Source organism: Mycobacterium colombiense CECT 3035, from assembly GCF_002105755.1.
GTDB lineage: Bacteria > Actinomycetota > Actinomycetes > Mycobacteriales > Mycobacteriaceae > Mycobacterium > Mycobacterium colombiense.
In genome coordinates this window covers 4842325-4866520 of sequence record NZ_CP020821.1, presented here as the reverse complement: position 1 = coordinate 4866520, position 24196 = coordinate 4842325, and the positions used below count along the sequence as shown (strand labels likewise).

Here is a 24196-nt window from a genome sequence, read left to right as displayed (position 1 = left end):
CTTTCATTCGCCCCTTTCCACCAGTGGCCCGCCGGGGGCGTCGTTCGGGTTCGGCGTGTAGCGGACGTCCGGGATCATGGTGTTCGGGTCCCGTCCCCACGACTGCTCGAGCGCCCGGAGTGCGCCGGAAAGCCCGGTGCCGGTGAGCATCGTGTTGTCGATGGTGGACAGAGTCAGGTCGAGCGCGGCGGAGACGTTGACGTAGTCGCCGCGGATCACCTGGTTGACGTCGTCGATGTTGAACGGCGCGGTGAGGCCCAATTTCAGTGCGCCGGCCACGAACGGGGAGGCTGGGACGAGTTGGCCCAGCGGCCGCTGCAGCGACAGCAGGCTGCGGTAGAGGTTCGGCCGGGTATCGGCGAGCGCCCGGTTGGCGGCGCTGCTGAACCGGCCCAGGGATTCGGTGGCGTCGGCGAACAGTTCGCGGGTATCGGCGAAATGCCGGATCAGGGGCGGGATGTCGGTCAGGACCCGGTCCAGCGTGTCCTTGCGGTTCGCGAAAATGGTCAGCAATTCGTTGCTCGAATCGATCGCGCCGGTGAGGTCATCGCGCTGGCGATTCAACTCGGTGATGAAAGTGTCCAGCCGCCCGAGGAATTCGCGAATCTGCTCGGCATGACCATCGAGGATGTTGACGACCTCGGTCTGGATCGCGTCGAGGTTCGCGATGCCGCCGCCGTTGAGGATCACCGCGACGCTGGCCAGCGTCCGCTCGACGGTGGGATAGGCCGAGGAATCCCTGAGCGGGATCGTGTCGCCGCTCTTCAGGGGTTGCGCGGACGGGTTCTTCGGCGCGGCCAGCTCGACGTGCTGGGTGCCCAGCAGGCTGGTCTGGCCGATCTTTGCGGTCGCATTCGCCGGGAGCCGCACCCCGGGATCGAGATCCAGCCGCAGCGTGGCGATCCAATTCTTCAGGGTGATCGCCCGCACCGTGCCGACCCATACGTCGGCGACCCTGACCCGGCTGTTGGTGTTCAACGCCAGCGTGTCCGGCATCTGCACGTAGATCGTCATGTGGTCGGCGCCGGTGCCGTGGCCGACCGGCAGCGGCACGTCGGCGATGCCCCGCCAATTGCAGGACGTCAACATCGCCGGGACCAGCAGGACCACCAACCCGCGGCGGGCGGCGTCGACCATCCGGCGCATCACTGGGCCGGCCCCGGGCGTGCGGGCCGCGGAAACCACGGCGGGGCTGGGGGATTCGACTCGTCGAAGGCGTTCGGCGGTCCGGAGGCGTTGGTCCCCGGCGGCGGCGGTGCGGCGTCTTGACCACCCATCAACTCGGTCAGGGATTCGGGCGTGAGCATGTCGGCGGTGAACGGCTGGACCTGCGTCCCCTGCATTCCCGGCGCGACCACCCACCCCGGCTCGTGGTTGCCGTGCGAAAAGGGGGTGTCGCGCGAAAAGATCCCCGGCACCGTGGTGTCTTTGTATCCGGGCGGCGGGTGCAGTCGCTCTTCGGAGTAGGCCACCTCCTTGGGCAGGGTCGCCGCGGAGTTGAACAGGTTCAGGCTGGCCGGTGGATAGTTGAATTTGATGGCATCGAGCACCGGGGCCAGATACTGCGCGCACAGTTCGGCCGAATCCTGATAGCCCAGCCGGCTGCCGGCCTGGATGGCGCTGCACAGGAAGTGAATCGGATTGGCGAAGTTGGGAAACGCGAACAGCCCCACCAACGAGCTGTGCGCGGGCTGGTAGAGGTTGTTGAAGTTGCCGGCGAAGGTGGGCAGCACGTGCAGGGCGGTTTCCAGGCCGTTTCGCGGCTCGGGCTGCAGGATCGTGGTGGTCACGTCACCGAGGTTGTCGACATCGCGGGTCAGAACAGACCCGTTGTCGTTCAAGAACTTTCGAGCATCGCCGAGCACGTCGTCGAGGCGCGTGATGGTGTCTCCCACCTCGTGATCGGACTTGGTGAACCAGTCGGTGAACTGGGCCAGGTTGTCGTTGAGCGCGACGAACTGTTGCTTGTGCTGATAGAGCGCGGTGACGAACTCGGCTAGGCTCTTGGTGATGGCGACGAAGTCTCCGCGGCCCTCGTTAAGCGCGGTCAGGGCCTGCGACAGGCTGTTCAGGGTGTCGTTGACCTTCTTCCCCTTGCCGGCCAGGTTGTCGGCGGCCGATTCGATGACGTCGCCGAACGGCCCCGCCGGTTGCCGGGGTGTCGGACCGAGCTGCCGCAGGATCCCGTTGATGGAGTCGCGCAGCTGATCCCACTCGACGGGCACCTGCGTGCGCTCGATCGGGATGACCTCGCCGTCACGCAGCACCGGGCCACCGGTATACGGCGGTGACAACTGGATGGTGCGCGAGGCCACCAGGCTGGGATTGAGGATCGACGCCGTGGCCTTTGCCGGTACCCGGTATTTGCTGTTGTAGTGCAACGTGACTCGCATCTTGTCGCCGGCCGGCTCGATCTTGTCGATCGACCCGACCCGCACTCCCATGATCTGAACCCTGTCGCCCGGGTAGAGCGCGAGGGTCTCGGAGAAGTACGCGACGACGGTGGTCGTGGTGAGTTTCCGGTACAGCTGAACCCCGGCGGCGGCCGCGATGAAGACGAAGACCGCCGCCAGCGCCGCCACCACCAACGCCCGGGCGGATACCTTGGGCAGTCGCAGGTTACGGATGTCGAAGATGGTGCTCATCGGCCATTGCCCCCCGTCCCGTCGGGCGCGGCGAACGGCGCCGGCAGCTTCTCGGTACGCGCCCCCGGCGGGGCGTGCGCCGGGAGCGGCACCGGAGTGCCGGGAACGTCCGGCGGGGCCTCACCCGGGCGGCCGCCGCTCGGGATACCCGGGGCCTGGGGCGGTCCGTCGGGGTTGGGCTGCGACGCCTCGACGTCGAGCGGGGCCGGGAACCCGCCGGGGACCGGGCCGAACGGGCCCTGGCCGGAAAGTGCGCACGGCAACGGATCTCCCGGCCGCGGCGGGGCGTCGGCGGCGGGCGTGTACGAACACGGCGATCCCGGCGGGACGGCCGGACCCGGGTGGTCCGGGGTGCCCTCGAGCACCCGCGGCCCCGGCGGTGGTGCGCCATTGGGCAGCCGGGTGCCGTTGGGGTCCGGCCAGCGAAACGCCGGCAGCCCCGCGCTGCGCCAGAAGTTCTCCGGGTCGATGCCCCGCTTCTTGAACGCCGCGTCGACCCACGGCTGAAGGACTTGGTAGGGAAGCAGATTCGCCACGATGGCCTTGAAGAACGGTCCGGACGCGACCGCCTCGGTCAGGGATGCGGTATATCTGCTGACCAACACGAGCACGTCGGACAGTTCCTTCTTGCGCTTGACCAGCTCGTCGCTGACGGTGCCCAGCTGCTGCAGCACATGGTGCGCGTTGGGGTTCTCCTTGATGAATGCGGACACCTGCGTCGACACCGCCGACACGTTGCTCAACAGAACGCTCAGCGCCTGGCTGCGCTGCCGGAACGCGGCGAGCAGGGTGTTGGCGTCGACCAGGAGGCCGTCGACCTGTGGGCCGCGGTCGCCGAGTATCCGGGTGATCTTGCCGGCGTTCGTCAGCAGCTGCTTGATCTGATCGTCGCGGTGACCGATGGTGCCGGAGAATTTGGCCACGCCGTCCAGGGCTGCCTTCAAGTGCGGTGCGGTCTGGTCGAACGTCTCCGACAACACGTTCAGCGACCGTTTGACGACGTCGATGTTCCAGTCCGTCGCCGCCTTCGTGACATCGACGAACGCATCGTAGATCTGGTATGGCGTCGTGGTCTGCGCGGAGGGGATTATACCGTTGGGCCGCAATGGATCCGGGCCGCGGGGCTGGATCGCCATGTTTTTGCGGCCGAGGAAGGTATCGGTGCGAATCGCGGCGCGGCTCTGCGTCCCGATCGTCTTGCCGGGCATCGAGAAGCCCACCAGGACCCGGTCGCCGCGGATCACCAGCGAACGCACCAATCCCACGTTCACCCCGGCGATTTCCACCTTGTCGCCGGCGTTGATGCCGCCGGTGTCGGCGAATTGCGCGTAGTAGGTCGGCGTGGCGAACAGCATCGGCACGCTGGTGAAGCTTTGTCCCACACCGACAACGAGCAGCGTCACCAGCGTGCCCATCAGGCCGACGCGGGTGCGGTTGAACTCGGTCAGCGTCCTCATTGCGGCGTGCACCTCCCCGTCGGCTGTCCGAAAAGCTTGATCGTGCGCACCGGACCGCCGGGCTGTAATCCGTTGACCTTGATCGAGATGTCGCACAGATAGAAGTTGTAGAAGTCGCCGTAGATGCCGCCGGCGCGGCCGATGACGCGGAACGCGCCCGGCAGCTTCTCCAGCACGTTGTCCAGGGTCGGCAGGTCGTTGATGAGCGACTGCTGGATGCCCTCGAGGTGCCCGAGCGTGCCGCGTAGCGCCGGCCGATCCTCGCTCAGCAGACCCGCCACGGTTCCGGCCGCGTCGCTGATGTGCGCCGCCGCCGCGGCCAGCGGATCGGCCCGGTCCTTCAAGCCGGTGATCAGCAGCTCCAGCTTGTCGACCGTTCGGTCGAACTCCTTCTCGTGCTTGACCGTCGTGGCCAGGACGGTGTTCAAGTTGTTGATCACCTCGCCGATCGCCTTGTCGCGATCGGCAAGCGCCGCGGTCAGTGCCGCCGTCTGGTCGAGGATGTCGTTGATGGTGGCGCCCTGCCCCTGAAACACCGTGATGATCGACTGGGCGATGCTGTTGACCTTGTTGGGGTCCAATGCCTTGAACAGCGGCCGGAACCCGCCGATCAGGGCGTCGAGATCCAGCGCCGGCTGGGTGCGGTCGAGGGGGATCTCGCCGCCCGGGGGCAGCCGCCGCCCGCTCGTGCCGTGCTTGAGCTCCAGGTAGCGGTCGCCGATCAGGTTGAGGTAGCGGATCGACGCGGTCGTCCCCTCATCCAGCGGCAGCGTCCGATCCACGTTGAACTCCACCAACACCCGCGTGTCCCCGTCGGTCAACGTCACCTTGGCGACCTTGCCCACCTCGACGCCGGACGCGCGCACGAACTGCCCGGCCCGCAGCCCGCTCGCGTCGGTGAACACCGCGGAATAGCCGGTGGTGCGATCGAATCGCACCTGACCGAACACGACGATGATCATCACGGTGAACAGCGCCAGCACGGACCAGAAGACGCCGAGTTTGACTGCGGTGCCGGTGCCTTTCATGGATTCCTCGTCATGGGTTGATCGTGTTCTCCCCGTACTGGCGGCCCCAGACGAACTCGGTGGCCAGCGGCTGGCCGACTTCGAGGTGGTTGTAGGGCGCCAGGCTGGCGCCGGTGTCCATCACCAGATACGGTGCAGGCCACAGATCCCGGGTGATCTTCTGCCAGCAGCCCGGCCGCCCGCCGGGGCCACCGTGCGCGTTCACCCTGGGCAGATTGTCCGGGTAGACATAGGGATTGGGCGCACCGATGATCGATCCGGCCGCTGCCAACGAATAGCCGTTGCCGCCGGCCGCTTTCGCGACTTCCGGGGCGGCGTCGTGGAAATTGCGGATCATGCAGAACAGTTCGGGGCTGTAGGTGTCTAGCAGGTCGGCGGTGGGCACCAGGTCCGCGGCGCCCCGCGCCAGGTACGGCCCGCCACGGGCGAAGATGTCTTCACCGGTGTGGCCCACGCCCACCGCCGCCAACAGCGCGGCGTCCAGGTCGCCCTGTTGGCGGGTCAGGGTCCGTGCGGTGGCCACCGCGTTGCTCAGGAAATCCCACAGGTCGGGTGATGCCTTGGTGTACACCCGGGCCAGGTCCGTCAACCGCCGCACGTCGTAGCGGATCTGCGGCATCCGCGGATTCAGCTGCGCCAGAATCTCATTGCCGTTGACGATGGACTCGCCGAATTTGCCCCCGAGGCCGTCCAGCGCCTGCGCCAGCGCGGATAACGTCGCGTTGAGCTCGATCGGACTCACCTTCTCGGCTATCGAGGTGACCGTTTCGAACAGCGTGTTGAATTCGGTGGTCACCGACCGGGCGTCGATCACATCGTGCGGCGAGATCCGCCGTCGCGACGCGTTTTCCGGCGCGATCAGCGACACATACTTGTTGCCGAACAGCGTGGCCGCCTCGATGTTGGCCACCACGTTCGCCGGGATCAGCTCGATGTAGCGGGGGTCCACATCCAGCAGCAGCTTGGCCGCCGGGGCGCCGTCACGCTCGATCTCCGAGATGCCGGCCACCCGCCCGATCTCGACGCCGTTGTAGGTGACCTTGGATCCCGGCTCCATCACCAGGCCGGCCCGGGTCGCGACCATCGTCAGCTCGGTCTTGGGCGTGAAGTCCCCGCGAAACTGTAGGTACACCAACGTCAGAACCAGCCCGCAGAGCAACAGCAGGATGACACCCTCGGCGTACACCCACGCGCGTCGCCCCATCCGCGGCACCGGCGTCGCCATGGCCGTTACACCGTCAGATTGAAGTTCGGGTCGACGCCGTAGAGCGCCAACTGGGCGAGCAGGACCACAACCACCACCGAGACGAGCGAGAATCGCATCGATCGGCCGACCGCCTGGCCCACGCCGACCGGGCCACCGCTGGCGGTATAGCCGTAGTAGCAATGGGTGATCATCACCACCACCGCGATGATGACGACCTCCAGAACCGACCAGCCGACGTCCTCGGGGCGCAGAAACGTGCGGAAGTAGTGCTCGTAGGTGCCGTTCGACTGGCCGTAGAACACGGTCGTGACGACCTGGCCCGACGTGAAAGCCATGTCCAGGGCCAGGGCGTACAGCGGCACGATCACGCCAAGGCCGCCCAGGATCCGGGTGGAGACCAGGAACGAAATCGATTTGATGCCCATGACTTCCAGCGCATCGATCTCCTCGCTGATCCGCATGGCACCCAGCTGGGCGGTCGCGCCGGCACCGACCGTGGCGGCCAGCGTGACCCCGGCGACGATCGGTGCGGCGATGCGCGTGTTGGCCAGTGCGGCGAAGAATCCGGTGAACGCCTCGACGCCGATGTTGCCCAGCGACGCGAAGCCCTGGATGGCGATCAGCGATCCGCCGGACAGCGTGACGAACCCGATGATCGCGACCGTGCCGCCGACGACGGCCATCGCGCCGGTGCCCATGCCGATCTCGGCGACCAGCCGCAACGTCTCCCGCCGGTAATGGCGCAGTGCCCATCCGATCTGTCCGACGCTGATCCGGGCGAACCTCGCGAAAATGCCGATCCGCCATAGCCTTCGGGCCGTGCCGCCACCGTAGCGGTTGAGGTTGGCGGCCGTGCGCGGATAGCGGGCGCGCAACACCGCTGCGGTCGCCATGTCAGCGACCCGTCCCGAACCGCACGCCGATCGTGGTCAGCACCACGTTGACGGCGAACAGCGCGATCACGCACAGCACCAGCGTTTCGTTGACGGCGGTGCCGACGCCCTTGGGGCCGCCCTTGGTGGTCAGGCCGCGATAGCAGCCGACCAGCCCGGCGATGGTTCCGAAGATGGCCGACTTGACCACCGAGATGACCACCTCGGGCAGGCCGGTGATCAGGGTGAGGGTGCCGACGTAGGCGCCCGCCGAAATGTGCTGGATGAAAACACCGAACACGAATCCGCCGACCAGGCCGATGGTGATCACCGCGCCGTTGAGCAGGGTGGCGACGATGGTGGCGGCGACGACGCGGGGCACCACCAGCCGGTGGATCGGATCGATGCCGAGCACCTCGAGCGCGTCGATCTCCTCGCGGATGGTCCGCGCGCCCAGGTCGGCACAGATCGCGGTGGATCCGGCACCGGCGATCACCAGCACGGTGGTCAGCGGGCCCAGTTGCGTCACCGCCCCCAACGCCGCACCGGCGCCGGAGATGTCGGCGGCGCCGAACTCCGCCAGCAGGATGTTTAGGGTGAAGATGATCAGCACGGTGAGCGGAATCGCGACCGCGAGGGTGGGCAGCAGCGAGACGCTGGTGATGAACCAACCCTGCTCGATCGTCTCGCGCCACTGAAAGGGCCGCCGGAACAACGCTTTGCCGGTCAGCGCGCAGGTGCGGAAGAAGCCGCCGACCGCGTCGATCCCGGGCTGGACCTGGCCGCGAAGATACGTGGCGAGCACGGTGTGGGTGCTCATCGCCGCGTCTCCTGCCGGTGCAGCGCGGCGATCATCGTGGCGTTGGCGAGTTCGAGGACGTCCCGGGCCGCTCGGCCCGCTTCGGCCGCATCTCCGGCGCAGATCGCCTCGGCCAGTTCGCGGTACCCGTCCGCGCGGTTGACCTCGTCGTTCATCGCGGTGGCCAGCGCGGTCAGCGCCCGCTCATACGCCGCACGGAAAGGGTTGTACATCAACCGGAATACGATCGAGCCGGAGCTGTCGACCATGTGGTCCCAGAACGCGAGGGTGTCACGATGCCACTCGACCGGGCTCTGAGAGGCCTCCAGGCGGCGCAGCGAATCTTGGAGCAGCGCAGCCAGTTCGGGTCCGTGCTGTTCGGCCGCCAATTCCGCGACCTTCGGACCGATACGCAGCCGGGTCTCGAGGATGCTGCGAAAAACGGCCGCGTCGAGTTCGCCCTGGCGAAACAGCAACTGGGGCAGCAGATCAAGGCCGGCGTGCCGGCGGAAATCCCGCACGGTCGTGACGCCGCCCTGGCGCACCTCGACCAGGCTGGCCGCCGAGAGACGCTTGAGCGCCTCACGGACGGCGGGGCGGGACACCCCGAAGACCTCCGCCAGCCTGCGCTCGCTGGGCAGCGGCGAGCCCGGCTGCATCTCGCCGCTGAGCACGTCGGTCGCGATCTGGTCGAAAACCGCTTCAGGCACCGATCGGCGAATCACCGGCTGCAGCGCCATGCGGCCAGTGTGGCCGCCCGACGGCCAGTCAGGTGGTCAGACCACCGGCGTGTCGCGAATCTTTCCGAGTCTTTGCGGGGCGGCTAATCCGCCGAGCGTTGCGCCGCCACAAACAGATTGCCGGGCACGTAGTCGCGGACTTCCTCGGGCGCCGCGCGCCCGTAGCCGGCCATCAGCTCGTCGGCCGGTGTCACGGTCACGTCCCAGCCGTGCCGGCCGAACCACTCACCGACGTCCTCGCGTTCCTCGAAATACCAGAGCTCGTCGGTCCGCGGCACCTCGCGGTCCGGGTCCACGCCGGCCATCAGCCCGCGGATCCGGTCCATCCGCTCACGGCGTTTGGCGCGGAACTGCGGGTCGAGGAACGTAGGACCCAGCGCCTCCACGGCGACCCGGCTGCCCGGAACGGTCAGCCCCTGAATGCGGTCGAACAGCAGATCCTGGGCGGCGGCGGGCAGATACGGCATCAACCCCTCGGCCGACCAGACGCTGGGCGCGGACGCGTCAAAACCCGCCTGCCGCAACGCGGCCGGCCAATCCTGGCGCAGGTCCACCGGCACAGCGACCCGGTTGCAGGCGGGCGCGGCCCCATGCTCGGCCAACGTGGCGGCCTTGAAGTCCAGCACCCGGGTCTGGTCGAGCTCGTATACCGTGACACCCGCCGGCCAGGGCAGCCGCCAGGATCGCGCGTCCAGGCCGGCCGCCAGGATCACCGCCTGGCGGATGCCCGCGGCGGCGGCGTCGAGGAAGAACTTGTCGAAAAACGCTGTGCGCGAAGCCATGTAGCCGACCATCGACTGCATCTGCAGCGGCAACGTCGGTTCGGCTTCGATGACCTCGTCCGGCAGCTGGCCCGCGGAGTGCCAATTCCACACGCCGTCACCCGCGGCGTCGAGGAACACCTGGGCGAACGGGTCTGTGATCAACGGGTTTTCGTTGCGGGTCTCCGCCGCGCGGGCCGAAGCGACCCCCAGCGCGGTCGCCCCCACGCTTTCGGTGATCTCCCAGCTGTCGTTGTCGGTCCTCGCCATCCTCAGTCCCTTCCCGTCCGCTGCGCCGCCACGAACAGCGTCTGCGGCGTGGCGTCGTCGATGTCTTGTGGTGGTCTACGGTCGTAGCCGGCCATCAGCTCCGGCGCCGGGGTGACCGTCACGTCCCAGCCGTGCCGGCCCAGCCAGTCCCCCACGTCTTCACGTTCCTCGAAGTACCACAGGTCTTGCACGTCGGGAATGTCGCGGTCGGGCTCGAGTTCGGCCATCAGGTCGCGCACCCGCTGCATGGTCTGGCGCTGCCGGGCACGGGCGCCCTCGTCGAGGAAGTCGGGTCCGGGCGCCTCCACGGCGATCCGGCTGCCTGGCGTGGCGAGCGCCTGTACCCGGTCGAACAACAACTCCTGGGCGGCCGCCGGCAGAAACGGCAACAGCCCCTCGGCCGACCACACGCTCGGCGCTTCGGCGTCAAATCCGGCCCGCTGCAAAGCGGACGGCCAGTCGTGACGCAGGTCGACGGGAACGCTGACCAGCTCGCAGGTCGGCTGGGCGCCCTTGTCGCGCAGCGTCGACGCCTTGAAGTCCAGCACCCGGGGCTGGTCGAGCTCGTACACCGTGGTGCCGTCCGGCCAGGGCAGCCGCCACGCCCGCGAGTCCAGCCCCGCCGCCAGGATCACCACCTGCCGCACGCCCGCGGCGGTGGCGTCGAGGAAGAACCGGTCGAAGAAGGCCGTCCGCGCGGCCATGTAGTCGACCATGCCCTGCATCCGCGGCTTGAGGTCCGGATCGATCTCGGCGATCTGGGCGGGCAGATTGGGTGCCGCGAACCAGTCCCACACGCCTTTTCCGGCGGCCTGCAGGAACACCCGCGCGAACGGGTCGCTGATCAGCGGGTTCTCGCTTTCGGTCTCCGCGGCCCGGGCCGCCGCCACCCCGAGTGCCGTCGCTCCCACGCTCTCGGTGATCTCCCAGCTGTCGTTGTCCGTCCTGGCCACGCCGGTGCCTCCCCAATTCGCTAGCACGCCTACGTACCCGACCCTACGCGCGCCGGATGAGTGGAAGCTGTCAACGGACCGGGTATTGAGTTAACTTGTCGGCGGGCCGTTGCGCGGGCGGAAAGCACGGTGTCAGCGCGAATCCGAAGGACGTTCATGCGAGTTGACGGGCGCGACATCGTCGTCTCCGGCAACTTGCTGCACCCGCTGGCCCGGCGCACCAACGACATCCTGCGGCTGATGCTGGCCTCGCTCTTCTTGGCGGTGGTGATCACGGGCTCGGTGATCACCCGCCCGCAGTGGATCGCGCTGGAGAAGTCCGTGTCGCAGATCGTCGGTGTGTTGTCACCCACGCAATCCGACGCGGTGTACCTGGTGTACGGGTTCGCAATCGTGGCTTTGCCCTTCGTGATCCTCATCGGCCTGATCGTCGCCGGGCAGTGGAAATTGCTGGGAGCGTACGCCGCCGCGGGGTTCGGCGCGATCCTGTTGCTGTCGATCAGCGCCAGCGGAATCGCGTCACCACGATGGCACTTCGACATTCCCGATCGGCTCAGCACGGTTCCGGCGCAATTCCTCGACGACCCGCGCTGGATCGGCATGCTGGCAGCGGTGCTGACGGTGTCGGGGCCCTGGCTGCCGGCGCGCTGGCGACACTGGTGGTGGGCGCTGCTGCTGGCCTTCGTCCCGATCCATCTGGTGATCAGCGCCATCGTCCCGGCGCGCTCGTTGCTCGGTCTGGCGGTCGGTTGGGTCGTCGGCGCGCTGGTGGTGCTCGTGGTCGGCACTCCCGCGCTCGAGGTGCCGTTGGATGCCGCGGTGCGTGCCCTGGCCAAGGGCGGCTTCGCCGTCTCGCGGCTCACCGTGGTCCGGCCGGCGGGCCGCGGGCCGTTGATCCTGTCGGCCGACGGCGAACATCTCGGCGAGACGGCGCTGATCGAGCTGTACGGCCCGCACCAGCGCAGCGGCGGCGCGCTGCGCCAGCTGTGGGGAAAGCTGCGGCTGCGCGACGCCGAGACCGCGCCCCTGGTGACCTCCATGCGGCGGGCGGTGGAGCATCGCGCGTTGATGGGCATCGCCATCGGCGATGCGGGCCTGGCCAACACGGCGACGGTCGCCGTCGCCCCCCTGGACCGGGGCTGGATGCTGTATTCGCACCGGCCCCCTCTCGGCACGCCGATCGCCGAATGCGCCAAGGCGACTCCCGTTGCGCGGCTGTGGGAATCGCTGCGTATCCTCAACGATCGCCAGATCGCCCACGGCGACCTGCGCAGCCACCACATCACGGTGGAGGACGACACCGTGATGTTCGGCGGTTTCGGCAGCGCCGAATACGGGGCGACCGACGCCCAGCTGCAATCCGACATCGCCCAGCTGCTGGTGACCGCCTCCGCCCTGTACGACCCGAAGCCGGCGGTGCGTGCGGCCATCGAGGTGTTCGGCAAGGACATCATCTTGAGCGCATCCCGCCGGCTCACGAAAGTCGCTGTGCCGCGGTCTATTCGGCGATCGGTGCCCGACGCCGGTGCCGTCATCTCCGGCGCGCGCGCCGAGGTCAAGCGTCAGACCGGTGCCGATCAAATCAAGCCGCAGACCATCACCAGGTTCACCCGCAGCCAGATCGTCCAGCTGGTGCTCTTCGGCGCGCTGGTCTATGTGGCGTACCCCTTCATCAGCACCGCGCCGACGTTCTTCTCGCAGCTGAAGACCGCGAACTGGTGGTGGGCGCTGCTGGGCCTGCTGGTGTCGGCGCTGACCTACGTCGGTGCGGCCGCCGCGCTGTGGGCGTGCGCCGACGGCATGGTGAACTTCTGGACGCTGTCAATCGCCCAGGTGGCCAACACTTTTGCCGCGACCACCACCCCGGCGGGCGTCGGCGGGCTCGCCCTGAGTACCCGGTTCCTGCAGAAGAGCGGCCTGTCGGCGATGCGGGCGACCGCGGCGGTGGCGCTGCAGCAGTCGGTACAGGTGATCGCGCATCTGGCGCTGCTGATCCTGTTCAGCGCCGCGGCCGGCGCCTCGATGAACCTGCGGCACTTCGTCCCCAGTGCGACGCTGCTGTATCTGATCGCGGGGATCGCGCTGGGCATCGTCGGCACCTTCCTGTTCGTGCCCACGCTGCGCAAGTGGCTGGCGACCGAGGTGCGCCCCAAGCTCAACGAGGTGGTGACCGATCTGGTCAAGCTGGCCCGCGAACCGAAGCGCCTGGCCCTGATCCTGCTTGGTTGTGCGGGCACCACCCTCGGCGCGGCGCTGGCATTGTGGGCCAGCATCGAAGCCTTCGGTGGCGGAACGACTTTCGTGGCCGTCACGGTGGTCACCATGGTCGGGGGCACGCTGGCCTCCGCGGCGCCCACACCCGGTGGTGTCGGGGCGGTGGAGGCGGCCCTGATCGGTGGCCTGGCCGCGTTCGGGGTGCCCGCGGCCGTCGGCGTGCCGTCGGTCCTGCTGTACCGGATGCTGACCTGCTGGCTACCGGTGTTCGTCGGGTGGCCGGTGATGCGCTGGCTGACCACCAACGAGATGGTCTGAGGGCCTAGCTCTCGGTGTCGGTCTGCGTGACGACGAGAACCGTTGAGGTGCGCGTGCTTTGGCCGACGGTGGTGGTCAAGGACACCAGGTAATAGTCCTCGGGCACCGACTGCGCCACGGTGATCGGGACGGTGACGCTGGCCGATCCGTCGGCGGCGAATCGGCCCGACACTGGCTGCGCGCCGATCCCGGCGTCCGACGAGGTGCCGGTGATGGTGTAGCCGTCGGCGCCGTCGGTCATGCGTTGGGCATCGAGGGTGACGCTGCCCTTGTGTCCCGGTGCGATCGTGACGACGGGCTGATCGACGTTGACGGCGACCGCCGAACTGCCCGTCCCGAACGACGGCGGCGCATCTGATTCGGCTGTGCCCCAATGTTTGTCGGGATAGGCGGCCAGGGAGAAGGCGAGCGTGCCGCCGGTGCGGATGATCGACTCGGGCAACCAGGTGCGGTCGGTGGCCTGGCCGTCGATCTTCAGCCCGCTGATGTATTTGAGGTGGTGCGGCCCGGAGGCGCCGGGGGCCGCGATCCGGATGGATTTGTTTTCCGGCAGCGCGATGTCGATGCGGTCGAACAACGGCGCACCCACCGTCAGGATCGGCGTTCCCGGGGTGGCCGGGTACAGGCCCAGCGCCGCCCACACGTACCAGCTGGCCAGCGCTCCCAGGTCGTCGTTGCCCGGCTCGCCGTCGGCCGTCGGAGCAAAAAGCCCGCGCACCCGGTCCACCGTGCGCTGGGTCTTCCACGGTTGACCGATGTAGTTGTACAGCCACGGCACACCGAAACTCGGCTCGTTGCCGGCCCACAGGTAGGGCTGATTGGGCCCGACGTTGAGCTTTTCGGTGAACTTGTCGAGCCGATCGGCCACGGCCGCGCGTCCGCCGAGCGCGGTCACCAGCCCGGCGACGTTGTGCGGCACCGACCAGACGTACTGTTCGGCGTTGCCCTCGTCGTACCCCACCTGGCCGAAGTTGTCCGGGGCGACGACGAACCCCGGCCCGCGCCGGAAGTAGCCGGTCCAGCTGCGCGGCAGGATGTATCGGGTGGTCGGGTTGAACAGGTTCTGCCAGTACTGGGACCGATTCGCGAATTCGGCGGCGGTCGCGGCATCGCCCAGCGAGTCGGCGAATCGGGAAATGGTGAAGTCGTCCACCGACCATTCAAGGGTGATCGAGGCGTCGGCGATCCAGCCGTTGCGGCCGAACTCCAGCGTGAACGGCGCATAGCCCAGCCGCTGGTAGGTGGCGATGCCGCGGCGCTCCACGTAACCGCCCAGGCCCGCACCGCCCTTGGTCGCCCCATCCACCATGTAGCGCAACGCGGTTTTGGTGTCGAAGCCGTTGGCGCCGAAGGTGTTCAGGTTCACGATCAGCGGTACCACGCTGTCCCCGCTCATCTCACCCGTCGCGGCGTTGGCGAACGCCCACCGGGGCAGCGCGCCGCTCTGCTCGGCGTCGTTCACCAGCGATTGGGCCATGTCGCCGGCCCGCTCCGGGAACAGCAGGGCCTGCAGCGCCGCCAGGCATCGGTAGGTGTCCCAGTCGGAGAAGTTGGCGTATTGCGTGTGGCCGGCGGCCACCATGTGGATGGAGCCGTCGAACCCGACGTAGCGCCCGTCGGCGTCGTTGAACATGTTGGGGTGCAACAGCGATCGGTACAGGGCGGTGTAGAAGGTGGTCAGGTCGTCGACGTTGCGGCCGGCGACCGTCACGCGCGACAGCGCGGCGTTCCATTCCCTCGACGCCGCCGCGCGGACGTCGTCGAAGTTCGCCGCGCCCTCGGCGGCCAGGTTCGCCCGCGCCCCCTCGATGCCGACGTAGGAGATCGCGGTGCGCACCTGCAGCGTCGAGCCGGCCGGAAACTCCACATACCCGCCGCTGTACGGCGCGTTGGCGCTGCGGGCGCCGGCGTAAACCGCGCTGCGGTCCCAGGATCCGTACGAGGTGAACGGCTGGCTGAACCTCATCGCGAAGTACACGGTGTAGGCGTTCGGCTTGTCGCAGAATCCGCCGCTGGTGGCCCAGCCGGTGATCGTGGTGTTGTCCTCGCCGATCTGGATGGTGGCGCGGGAGTTGCCCGCCAGCGACGAGCCGGAGCGCACCTGCAGCACCGCGGGCCGTCCGTTGCGCGGGTAGCTGAAGCGGCCGACGCCGGTGTGCGCGGTGGCGGTGAGTTCGGCCTTCACCCCGGTGCCGGGGAACCGCACGGTGTAGTAGCCGGGCATGCCCTGCTCCGTGTCGTCGTGGGCGATCCTCTCGGTGGCGTTCCAGGGTTGCAGGCCGATTTCGCCGGTGACCGGCAGCATCGAGATGTCGCCGAAGGCAGCGCATCCCACCGAGGCGTGGGTCATGCTGAACCCGCTCGCGCGCGGGTTGTCGTAGTTGTAGCCGGCGTAGTTGCCGACGGTGTCCGGCGAGTACTGGACCATGCCGAACGGCACGGTGGCGCCCGGGAAGTTGTTGATCTCCCCCACCGTCTCGCCACCCGTCCCGGTGCCGATGAGGGTCGCGACGTGGTCGACGGGGTTGGCCACGAACAGCGGCGGGCCGTCGTATCCCCGCGGCGGGGCCGCCGCGATGAAGACCATGAAGACGGCCGACGCCGCGATGACCGCAATGAGGGCCCGCCGCGACCGCATACCTGTCTAATACTGGAAAACGACTGCACAACGTCGTATTCGGGTGGCGTTTTGGCCGACGAATTGGATAACGATCGGCGACCGGCCGCGGAGCCGGGAAAGTCCAAAAGATTCTGGCAAAGTGTCGGGCTAATTGGATTGCTGTCATCCCCAGCACGGCCGGCGCTGGTCGAAGCCTAATTCTTTGGGAGATTAGATCGACGAAACATTTGGCGTTAGCAATCCTTTCCGTGGCGCTGAGTTCGGTGCTCGCCGGTCGCGGACACGACCACAAATCGGGTGATAAAACATCTCCCGGCTGACCGGCGACGTCGACCCGGCCAAGCTCATCCAGCACGCGCCGGGCGAGGTGCAGAACCTAACCCGATACCAGGGCGGCGGTGTACGTGCTGCAGCTCAACGCCGACGGGTTGGAGGCCGACGACAACACCACCATCACCGGCTGAGTTTCTAGGCCGCGGACCCCGGTTGGCTCTACGGTGATTCCATGACAGAGCAGTCGTATGCGGTGGACGCCGGGCATCCACCGTCGGCGCTGATGCGTCTGGTCAATCCGGCGATGGGATTCCTGCTGCGCAGCCCGCTGGCCGGCCTCGCCCGCAATCAGTTCATGGTGTTGAACTTCACCGGGCGCAAGACGGGCCGGCCGTATTCAATTCCGTTGAGCGCCCACCTGATTGACGGCCAGCTCTACGCGCTGACCGGCGCTGGATGGAAGCAGAACTTCCGCGGCGGCGGGCCGGTCCAGGTGGTGTACGACGGCAAGTCGACGGCGATGCGCGGTGAGCTGATTCGCGACCGGGGTGCCGTCTCCGACCTGTTGTCGCGCTGCGCCGAGTCCTACGGTGTTCAGCGCGCGCAACGCATGATCGGGCTGAAGTTCCGCGACCAGCGCATCCCGACCCGCGATGAGTTCGCCGAGGCGGTCGATCGGCTGCATCTCGGTGCGGTCCGGCTGAGTCCGGCGGAGTAGAACCGCGCCCGCTCAGCCGTCGCCGCCGGCGCCGGGCGAGCGCAGGTGCGCCTCACGCAGGCGTTGGTCGAAGCGCGAGCGCGCGGTGATCACCTCTTTGCCCAGCGCCGCGAAGTCGTCGGCGATGCGTTGGGCGAGCAGTCCGAGCTTCATGTTCCCCGACTGGGACAGCGTCTTGAGCGTGTTGAACGCGGCGTCCTCGTCGATCCCGTAGATCAGCATCAGCATGCCTTTGGTGCGGTCGATTACGCCGCGGCGCCCGGCGATTTCGGCGACCTTGGCGCTGATGGAGTCCTCCCGGGCGCGGGCGGGTGCCGGCGTGAGTTCGATGTAGAAGCCGTGGGTGCCGACGACTTTCCCGTCCTCGTCGCAGAACGGGTCGCCCACCACGAGGACGTGGTGAATCATCCCGCCGGTGTCCACGATGCGATGCCGCGTGGAGAACGCCCGGCGGCGCCTGATCATGTCGTTGATGCCGTCGGTCACCTGGGGGCGATCGGCCGGATGCTTGTGGGACAGCACCAACTCGGTGGTGGGTGTCACGGTGCCCGGTTCGTACCCGTGCATGCGCTGGACCTGGTCGGACCACACCCAGCGCTGGCCTTCGAAGTAGAAGCGGAACCAGCCGACGGATTGCGGGGTGGCGCCGCCCAGCCCCCGCTCGATCGCCGCGGCTTGGCCGTCTAAATTCCAAGCCACGGTGCACGTTTCGCATCGACGGCGATGGGATGGGCGGCAGCAATCGGTAGCGATCGCGCACCGATCGCTACTGCTCGGCCGGAGAAACCTGTTCTGCACATGCAGGAGTGAGATACCCCCATGGGGGTTCACGTTACATTTAGTGACCAGTGGTCATCGGCAGAATCGCGAAATTGCCGGGCAAGTAAGTTCGGGCGCCCGTCAGGGACATTCGCCGCCGCCCGCCGTTGATCTCTCACAGCAGGCCGGCGCCCGCGGCCGCGCGGGTCCGGCGGACGGTCGGCCGCTCGAAGCCGGCGTCGATCGCGGCGCGTTGCACCGCCTCGCCGACCTCCCCGGTGCGGTCCAGCGGCACCAGGGCGATCACACAGCCGCCGAAGCCGCCGCCGGTCATCCGCGCCCCCAGCGCGCCCGCCCGCACCGCGGTGCCGGCGATCAGGTCGATGCGTTCAGTGGTGATCTCGAAGTCGTCGCGCATGGAGGCGTGCGAGGCGGTGAAGAGCCGCCCGGCTTCGGGGTAGTCCGAATTTTTCAGCGCCGCAACGCAGTCGATGACCCGCCGGTTCTCGCTCAACACGTGCCGGGCGCGGCGGGCGTCGACGGGGTCGCGCACGGCCGACAGGTCGGAGGCCCCGCGATCGGCGGCCGCGCGCAACGAGGACGCCGACAGGTCGGCGGCGGCCCGCTCGCACGACGCCCGCCGTGCCGCGTAGTCGCCGCCGGCGTGGCTGTGCCGCTCCCGGGAGTCGATCAGCAGCAACGCGACGTCCGCGGACTCCGGGTCGAATGCCACCGGCGTGACGGTCAGGTCGGCGAAGTCGATCAGCACCGCCGTCGCGTCCCGGCCGAAGAGCGCGGCGAGCTGGTCGAGCAAACCCGTTGGCGCGCCCACATACTCGTTCTCGGCCCGCTGGGCGAGCCGGGCCTGCTCCTTGGTGTCGATGCGGACGCCTGCGGCCGAGGTGATCGCGCCCAGCGCCGCGCATTCCAGCGCCGCCGAGGAGGACAGGCCCGATCCCATCTCCACGTCGCTGGTGATCGACATGGTGCCGCCGGGCACCGGGTGACCGCCCTGGCGCAGCGCCCACACCACGCCAGCCACGTAGGCCGCCCAGCCGGTCACCTCGCCGGGAGCGGTGCCGACCGGAACGCGCACCGGGGCGTCCGCGCGGTCGCTCACCACGGTGATCGCGCCGTCGTCGGCGGGCGCGAACGTCGCGACGGTGCGCTGCGGCAAGGCGATGGGCAGCGCGAAACCCAGGTTGTAGTCGGTGTGTTCGCCGATCAGGTTGACCCGTCCCGGCGCGGCGTAGCGGATCGTCATCGCAGTTCGACCAGCCGCTGGGCCACGCTTTCCGGTGTGACGTCGCCGATGAAGGCGTCCATCGCCGATTCGGAGGCGGCCAGGTACTTGAGCTTGGTGGCGCTGCGCCGGATGGACATCAATTCGACGTGGAAGTAGCCCTCGGCCTGGGCCGCGGTGTCGGCGTATTGGTGCAGCGCCGAAATGTAGGGCAGCGGCCCGACAGCGGGGGCATACATCCGGTCGAACCGGCCGAGCACGTCGAGGTACACGCCGACGAACGCGTCCAATTCGTCCTCGTCGAGTTCGGTCAGGTTGCGCACGAACCGATTCGGGTAGATGTGCACCTCGACGGGCCAGCGGGCCGCGAACGGCACGAACGCGGTGAACAGCTCGTCGCGCGCGATGATGCGGCTGCCGTCGGCGACCTCGCGGGCCAGCAGGTCGCCGAACAGGTTGCCACCGTGCCGGTTTCGGTGTTGTCGAGCCTGCTCCAGCATGGTCGCGGTGCGCGGCGTCAGGTAGGGATAGCCATAGATCTGACCGTGCGGATGGGTCAGCGTCACGCCGATCTCCTCGCCGCGGTTCTCGAAGCAGAACACCTGCTCGATGCCCGGCCGGGCCATCAGATCGGCGGTGCGATGCCGCCACGCCTCGACCACCAGCCGCGCGTGCGCCGGCTCCAGCTGGGCGACGGACCCGGTGTGGTTGGCGGAGAAGCAGATCACCTCGCAGCGGCCGTGCCCGGGCGCGGTCACGAAGCCGTCCCCGGCGGCCACGGGCGGCGAGGCGGGCAGCGACGGCAGCGCGCCGGACAGGCTGGGGAACCGGTTCTCGAACACGACGACGTCGTAGTCGGGCGCGGGCACCTCGCTGGTCAGTCCGGTCGGGCCCGGGCACAGCGGGCACGCGTCCGGTGGCGGCTTGTAGGTGCGGTCCTGGCGCAGCGCCGCGACGATCACCCACTGCCCGGTGGACCGGTCGAACCGCAACTGCGACTGCGCGGCGGGCTCACGCGCCGGCAGCGGCCTGCGGTCCTCGACCGGCGCCGGACGATGCCCGGGCAGCGCGAAGAACAGCAGGTCACGACCGTCAGCCAGCTTCGCGAGCGTCGGCGGGGTCACGATGTCGAAGACTAGCTTGGTCGCCCCGTCGCGGTTCGGGTAACCATGTTGAGTACACGCAAGAGAGGCGGTCTCCCGATAATCTACGAACGCGCTCGCAATTGGGTGATCGGCTCGGATCCTGGCTTGCTGCGGCTGCGAATGGCCACCCGGACGACGGCCGCGCTCGGCCTTTCCCTGCTGGCCCTCTTCGTCCTCACCCGGGCGACGGGGCAACCGCTGACCGTCGCCCTGCTGGGCGTCGTCATCACGATGGTCGCGTCCCGATCCGTCAACGAACCCGACCCGCACCAGCAGCGGATCACGATGGCGCTGCTGCCCCTGCCCGCGGCGGTGTCCATCACCGCCGCGGCGGTGCTGGCGCCGCACACGGTGGCCAGCGACGTCGTCTTCGTGCTCGTCGTGTTCACCGCGGCCTACATCCGGCGCTACGGGGCGCGGGGCCGGGCGCTGGGCATGGTCGCGTTCATGTCCTACTTCTTCACGCTGTATCTGCGGGCCCGGCTCGCGGAGCTGCCCTGGATGATCGGCGCGGTCGCGGTGGGCACCGTGTGCACGTACGTGATGAGCGCCTACGTGATGCCCGACCGGCCGGAGCGGGTGCTGCGTGCCACCATCCGGGCGCTGCGGGCCCGGATGGCGATCGTCCTGGACACCACCGCCGAGGCGGTGCGCACGGGCCGCCTCGACGAGCGGCGGCGCCGCCGGATGCGGGCCCGCACCATCCGGCTCAACGAGACCGCACTGATGGTGCAGAGCCAGATCGAAGACAAGGCCGACCCCGGCACCGTGTGGCCCGGCGTCACCGCCGAACAACTCGCCCCCTGGCTGCTGGACGCGGAGCTGGCCATCGAATGGGTCGCCACCGCCGGCCGCCGGGCGGCCGTCATCGCCTGCGAGGACCCCGATTCCATGCCCGCGCCCACCCGGGCCGCCCTCGTCGACGCCCTCACCCAGCTGTCGCGGGCCATCCGCCTTCCCGAACCCGACGGGTTGCGCCGGGCGGCGGACCGCGCGCAGCGGCTGCTCGACGAGCAGCGCGGGCCCGCCGACGACGAGGCCGGCACGGCCGTGCGCCGCCTCGCGCTGGCGATCATCAACGCCGCATCGGCGACGTCCGACGTGCGGGCGATCGTCGACCGGGTGGCCACCGGCCGGCCCCTCGACGACGGCGACGGCGAGCGCCCTCAGCCGCCCGAGGACGCCGTTCCCGAGGAGGCCGCCGGGGAGGAGCCGGCCGCCGGGCTGCGCCCGACCACCCGGCAGGCCGTCCAAGTCTCGGTCGCCGCGTCCCTGGCCATCGTCGTCGGCGAACTGGTGTCGCCGGCGCGCTGGTATTGGGCGGTGATCGCGGCGTTCGTCATCTTCGCCGGCACCAACTCCTGGGGCGAAACCCTGACCAAGGGCTGGCAGCGCCTGCTCGGGACGCTGCTCGGCGTGCCGTGCGGCGTGTTGGTGGCCACGCTGCTGACCGGCCACAAGACCGCCGCGCTGGCCGGCATCTTCGTGTGCCTGTTCTGCGCCTTCTACTTCATGACGGTCACGTACAGCCTGATGACCTTCTGGATCACCACGATGCTGGCGCTGTTGTACGGCCTGCTCGGCCAGTTCTCGTTCGGTGTGCTGATGCTGCGGATCGAAGAGACCGCGATCGGCGCCGTCATCGGGGCGACCGTCGCGGTGGTGGTGCTGCCGACCAACACCAGAACGGCGATCCGCAGCGAAGCCCGCGCCTTCTTGACGAGCCTGTCCGCGCTGATCGAGGTCTCCACCGCGACCATGTTCGGTGTCCAGGACGGCGCCAGCCCGTCGGAGCAGGCGCGTCAGCTCGACCGGGACCTGCAGCAGTTCCGGGTCACCGCCAAACCGTTGCTGGCCGGAGTCGCCGGACTTGCCGGACGGCGCAGCATCCGGCGCGCGCTGCGGATCTTCACCGCCTGCGACCGGTACGGCCGCAGCCTGGCGCGCAGCGCCGAGCAGTATCGGGATCCCGTCGGGTCACCCTCGCTGGCCTCCGAACTGGCGCAGGCGTTCTCGGCGGCCGCGGACCAGACGCGACGCAACATCGACGCGTTGGAGGAGGCCATCGAGGGCGGCCACGCGCCGACCCTGGTTTCGGCGGCCGACGACCTGGACGCCGCCGAGACCGTGGCCCGGCAACAGGACGGCGACGGCCGCGGCGACACCCGCGCAGATACCCGGCGCTTCCTCACCGCGGTGCACGCGCTACGACAGATCGAGCGCGCCGTGATCACCGCGGCCACCAATCTCGGTGGCCGCGAGAGCGTCAGGACGGCGACCCCCGCGTCGCGCTGAAGATGTGCTCGGCGGCAGGCTAGCTCGGCTCTGATGGCTGCGGGCTCTGCGTATCGCGGCGCTCGCCGCTGGCGATGAAGTCCTCGATCAGCTCCACCACCTGCTCGGGCGCCTCGACCTGCGCAAAGTGGCCGACATCGGGCAGCACCTCCAGCCTCGCGTCGGTGCGCGCCTCGTGCGCGGCGTAGGCGTGAGCGACGGGAATGATGCCGTCGCACTCCCCCCAGATCGCCATGACCGGCAGGTCCTCGCGCAACCGCAGCCTGTTGAGTGCGCTGACCGCCTGCCCGCGGTAATCCACGACCGATCGCAGCGTCCGCAAAAACGACTGCCGTGTTTGGCCATCCGACAGCGACGAGTAGGCGCTCCACAGCTCCGCGCCGCGCGGCGAGCGGATGCCGGCGCTTCTCATCCAGGACCGCAGCTTGTTGCCGACGGACAGCACGGGCGGCGGCGCGACGATCGGCAGGACGAACTCCGCCCCGGGCGCCGAGAGCAGCCGCAACACCCATCCCACGTCGGGGCCCAGGCCGCCGCTGCTGATCAGGATCAAGCGCTGGGCATAGTCGGGGTGCTGGTAGACGAACTGCATGGCGACCCCGCCGCCGAGCGAATGGCCGATGACGGTGGCGTGGCTGACGCCGAGCTCGTCCAGGAAATCGCGCAGCCACACCGCGAACGCGCCCAGCGAGTAGTCCGTGCGGGGCTTCGCCGATTCGCCGTGGCCGAGCAGGTCCGGCGCGATGACGCGGAACTTCTTCGACAGCGGCGGGATCACGGCCCGCCAGGTCTCCGAACTGCCCGCCATGCCGTGGATGAGCAAAAGCACGTCACCGTCGCCCTCATCGCGGTACGCGATGCGATCGCCGTGCAGCTGGAGAAACTTCACCTCATTCATGAGGTCTGGGTACCCGCTTTGGTCCTGCTCAGTAATGATCTAGTGCATGACCGAACCGGTTGCGACCCGAGTGGCCGTCTACCTCGACTTCGACAACATCGTGATCTCCCGCTACGACCAGATCAACGGGCGCAATTCGTTCCAGCGGGACAAGGCCAAGGGGCTCGAGCAGTATGCCGAACGGCTGGACCGGGCGACGGTGGACGTCGCCGCGATCCTCGACTTCGCCTCGTCCTTCGGAACCCTGGTGCTCACCCGCGCCTACGCGGACTGGTCGGCGGACATCAACGCCGGGTATCGCGGACAGCTGGTGGCCCGCGCGGTCGACCTGGTGCAGCTGTTCCCGGCGGCGGCCTACGGCAAGAACGGGGCCGACATCCGGTTGGCCGTGGACGCGGTCGAGGACATGTTCCGGCTGCCCGACCTGACCCACGTGGTGATCGTGGCCGGCGACTCCGACTACATTCCCTTGGCCCAGCGCTGCAAGAGGCTCGGCCGGTATGTGGTGGGCATCGGGGTGGCGGGCGCGTCGAGCCGGGCGCTCGCGGCCGCCTGCGACGAGTTCGTCATCTACGACGCGCTGCCCGGGGTTCCGGTGCCGGCGCCGGCCGACGCGGACGCGGCCAAGCCGAAAAAGCGGGCTACCCGCGCCAAGTCGGCCAAGTCCGACGAGCCCGACGAGCCCGACGAGCCCGACGAGCAGCCCGACCCGCAGGCCGCCGCCACCGCGCTACTGACGCGGGCCCTGCGGATCGGCTTGGAGAAGGACGACGTCGACTGGCTGCACAACTCCGCCGTGAAGGCGCAGATGAAGCGGATGGACCCATCGTTCAGCGAAAGGTCTTTGGGATTCCGCTCATTCAGCGACTTCCTGCGCTCGCGCTCCGATGTGGTCGAGCTGGACGAGACGTCGACGACGCGGATGGTGCGGCTGCGCGCGCACGATTGAGCGGCGCCGCGCGATCGGGGCCCCGGCAATGC

The 24196-nt window shown here is 68.7% G+C and carries 20 protein-coding genes; 5 read left to right on the top strand and 15 right to left on the bottom strand.

Annotation, left to right across the window (positions count from 1 at the left end):
- Positions 1–3 precede the first annotated feature (3 nt).
- The 10 genes from B9D87_RS22925 to B9D87_RS22880 all read right to left on the bottom strand — a co-directional run bounded on the left by B9D87_RS22925 (position 4) and on the right by B9D87_RS22880 (position 10732).
- Positions 4–1146 (bottom strand): virulence factor Mce family protein, encoded by a 1143-nt coding sequence (locus B9D87_RS22925; protein WP_052002415.1) that lies wholly within the window; start codon positions 1144–1146, stop codon positions 4–6.
- Positions 1146–2645, bottom strand: a complete 1500-nt coding sequence (locus B9D87_RS22920; RefSeq protein WP_007767966.1) for a virulence factor Mce family protein — start codon at positions 2643–2645, stop codon at positions 1146–1148. Before B9D87_RS22920 ends, B9D87_RS22925 begins: the two co-directional genes overlap by 1 nt.
- Positions 2642–4102 carry a virulence factor Mce family protein gene (locus B9D87_RS22915; RefSeq protein WP_007767967.1) on the bottom strand — a complete coding sequence of 487 codons (1461 nt, stop codon included), beginning with the start codon at positions 4100–4102 and terminating at the stop codon, positions 2642–2644. The genes B9D87_RS22920 and B9D87_RS22915 overlap by 4 nt, the downstream gene beginning before the upstream one ends.
- Entirely contained in the window at positions 4099–5130 is a 1032-nt protein-coding gene (locus B9D87_RS22910) for an MCE family protein (protein WP_007767970.1), read from the bottom strand. The genes B9D87_RS22915 and B9D87_RS22910 overlap by 4 nt, the downstream gene beginning before the upstream one ends.
- 10 nt (positions 5131–5140) lie before the next feature.
- Complete coding sequence (locus B9D87_RS22905) at positions 5141–6355, bottom strand: MCE family protein (protein ID WP_007767973.1); 1215 nt, start codon at positions 6353–6355, stop codon at positions 5141–5143.
- 5 nt (positions 6356–6360) lie between these two features.
- Entirely contained in the window at positions 6361–7230 is an 870-nt protein-coding gene (locus B9D87_RS22900) for an ABC transporter permease (protein ID WP_007767974.1), read from the bottom strand.
- Position 7231: 1 nt separating this feature from the next.
- Entirely contained in the window at positions 7232–8029 is a 798-nt protein-coding gene (locus tag B9D87_RS22895; protein WP_007767976.1) for an MlaE family ABC transporter permease, read from the bottom strand.
- A complete protein-coding gene (locus tag B9D87_RS22890; RefSeq protein WP_007767978.1) occupies positions 8026–8748 on the bottom strand; it encodes a FadR/GntR family transcriptional regulator in 723 nt (240 codons plus the stop codon). The genes B9D87_RS22895 and B9D87_RS22890 overlap by 4 nt, the downstream gene beginning before the upstream one ends.
- An 83-nt stretch (positions 8749–8831) precedes the next feature.
- Entirely contained in the window at positions 8832–9779 is a 948-nt protein-coding gene (locus tag B9D87_RS22885) for a class I SAM-dependent methyltransferase (RefSeq protein ID WP_007767980.1), read from the bottom strand.
- Positions 9780–9781: 2 nt separating this feature from the next.
- Positions 9782–10732, bottom strand: coding sequence for a class I SAM-dependent methyltransferase (locus tag B9D87_RS22880; protein WP_007767982.1), 951 nt, complete (start codon positions 10730–10732; stop codon positions 9782–9784).
- Between the two features lie 156 nt (positions 10733–10888).
- Here B9D87_RS22880 and B9D87_RS22875 point away from each other — a divergent pair, with 156 nt between their 5' ends.
- Positions 10889–13264, top strand: a complete 2376-nt coding sequence (locus tag B9D87_RS22875; protein WP_007767984.1) for a lysylphosphatidylglycerol synthase transmembrane domain-containing protein — start codon at positions 10889–10891, stop codon at positions 13262–13264.
- A gap of 4 nt (positions 13265–13268) precedes the next feature.
- Here the strand turns inward: B9D87_RS22875 and B9D87_RS22870 are convergent, their stop codons facing one another.
- Positions 13269–15902, bottom strand: coding sequence for a GH92 family glycosyl hydrolase (locus B9D87_RS22870; RefSeq protein WP_007767986.1), 2634 nt, complete (start codon positions 15900–15902; stop codon positions 13269–13271).
- A gap of 289 nt (positions 15903–16191) precedes the next feature.
- Here B9D87_RS22870 and B9D87_RS27650 point away from each other — a divergent pair, with 289 nt between their 5' ends.
- Together B9D87_RS27650 and B9D87_RS22860 are read left to right on the top strand one after the other, a co-directional pair.
- A complete protein-coding gene (locus B9D87_RS27650; protein WP_367648973.1) occupies positions 16192–16356 on the top strand; it encodes an LpqN/LpqT family lipoprotein in 165 nt (54 codons plus the stop codon).
- Between the two features lie 33 nt (positions 16357–16389).
- Positions 16390–16875: a hypothetical protein gene (locus B9D87_RS22860; RefSeq protein WP_007767988.1), complete on the top strand. Its 486-nt coding sequence runs from the start codon at positions 16390–16392 to the stop codon at positions 16873–16875.
- A gap of 12 nt (positions 16876–16887) precedes the next feature.
- On the opposite strand, the gene B9D87_RS22855 is transcribed toward B9D87_RS22860, so the two are convergent.
- The 3 genes from B9D87_RS22855 to galT form a co-directional block, all read right to left on the bottom strand.
- The gene (locus B9D87_RS22855; RefSeq protein WP_007767993.1) at positions 16888–17574 is read right to left on the bottom strand and encodes a PAS and ANTAR domain-containing protein; all 687 of its coding nucleotides are present in this window, start codon (positions 17572–17574) and stop codon (positions 16888–16890) included.
- A 235-nt stretch (positions 17575–17809) separates the two neighbouring features.
- Positions 17810–18898, bottom strand: coding sequence for a galactokinase (locus B9D87_RS22850; RefSeq protein ID WP_007767995.1), 1089 nt, complete (start codon positions 18896–18898; stop codon positions 17810–17812).
- Positions 18895–20001: a galactose-1-phosphate uridylyltransferase gene (gene galT / locus B9D87_RS22845; RefSeq protein WP_007767997.1), complete on the bottom strand. Its 1107-nt coding sequence runs from the start codon at positions 19999–20001 to the stop codon at positions 18895–18897. The genes B9D87_RS22850 and galT overlap by 4 nt, the downstream gene beginning before the upstream one ends.
- Before the next feature lie 105 nt (positions 20002–20106).
- Between galT and B9D87_RS22840 the strand changes: the two genes are divergently transcribed.
- Positions 20107–22317 carry an FUSC family protein gene (locus B9D87_RS22840; RefSeq protein ID WP_007767999.1) on the top strand — a complete coding sequence of 737 codons (2211 nt, stop codon included), beginning with the start codon at positions 20107–20109 and terminating at the stop codon, positions 22315–22317.
- A gap of 19 nt (positions 22318–22336) precedes the next feature.
- Here B9D87_RS22840 and B9D87_RS22835 read toward each other — a convergent pair whose 3' ends face one another.
- A complete protein-coding gene (locus B9D87_RS22835) occupies positions 22337–23215 on the bottom strand; it encodes an alpha/beta fold hydrolase (protein ID WP_007768001.1) in 879 nt (292 codons plus the stop codon).
- A gap of 46 nt (positions 23216–23261) precedes the next feature.
- Here B9D87_RS22835 and B9D87_RS22830 point away from each other — a divergent pair, with 46 nt between their 5' ends.
- Positions 23262–24164, top strand: coding sequence for an NYN domain-containing protein (locus B9D87_RS22830; RefSeq protein WP_007768003.1), 903 nt, complete (start codon positions 23262–23264; stop codon positions 24162–24164).
- Positions 24165–24196: the final 32 nt, after the last annotated feature.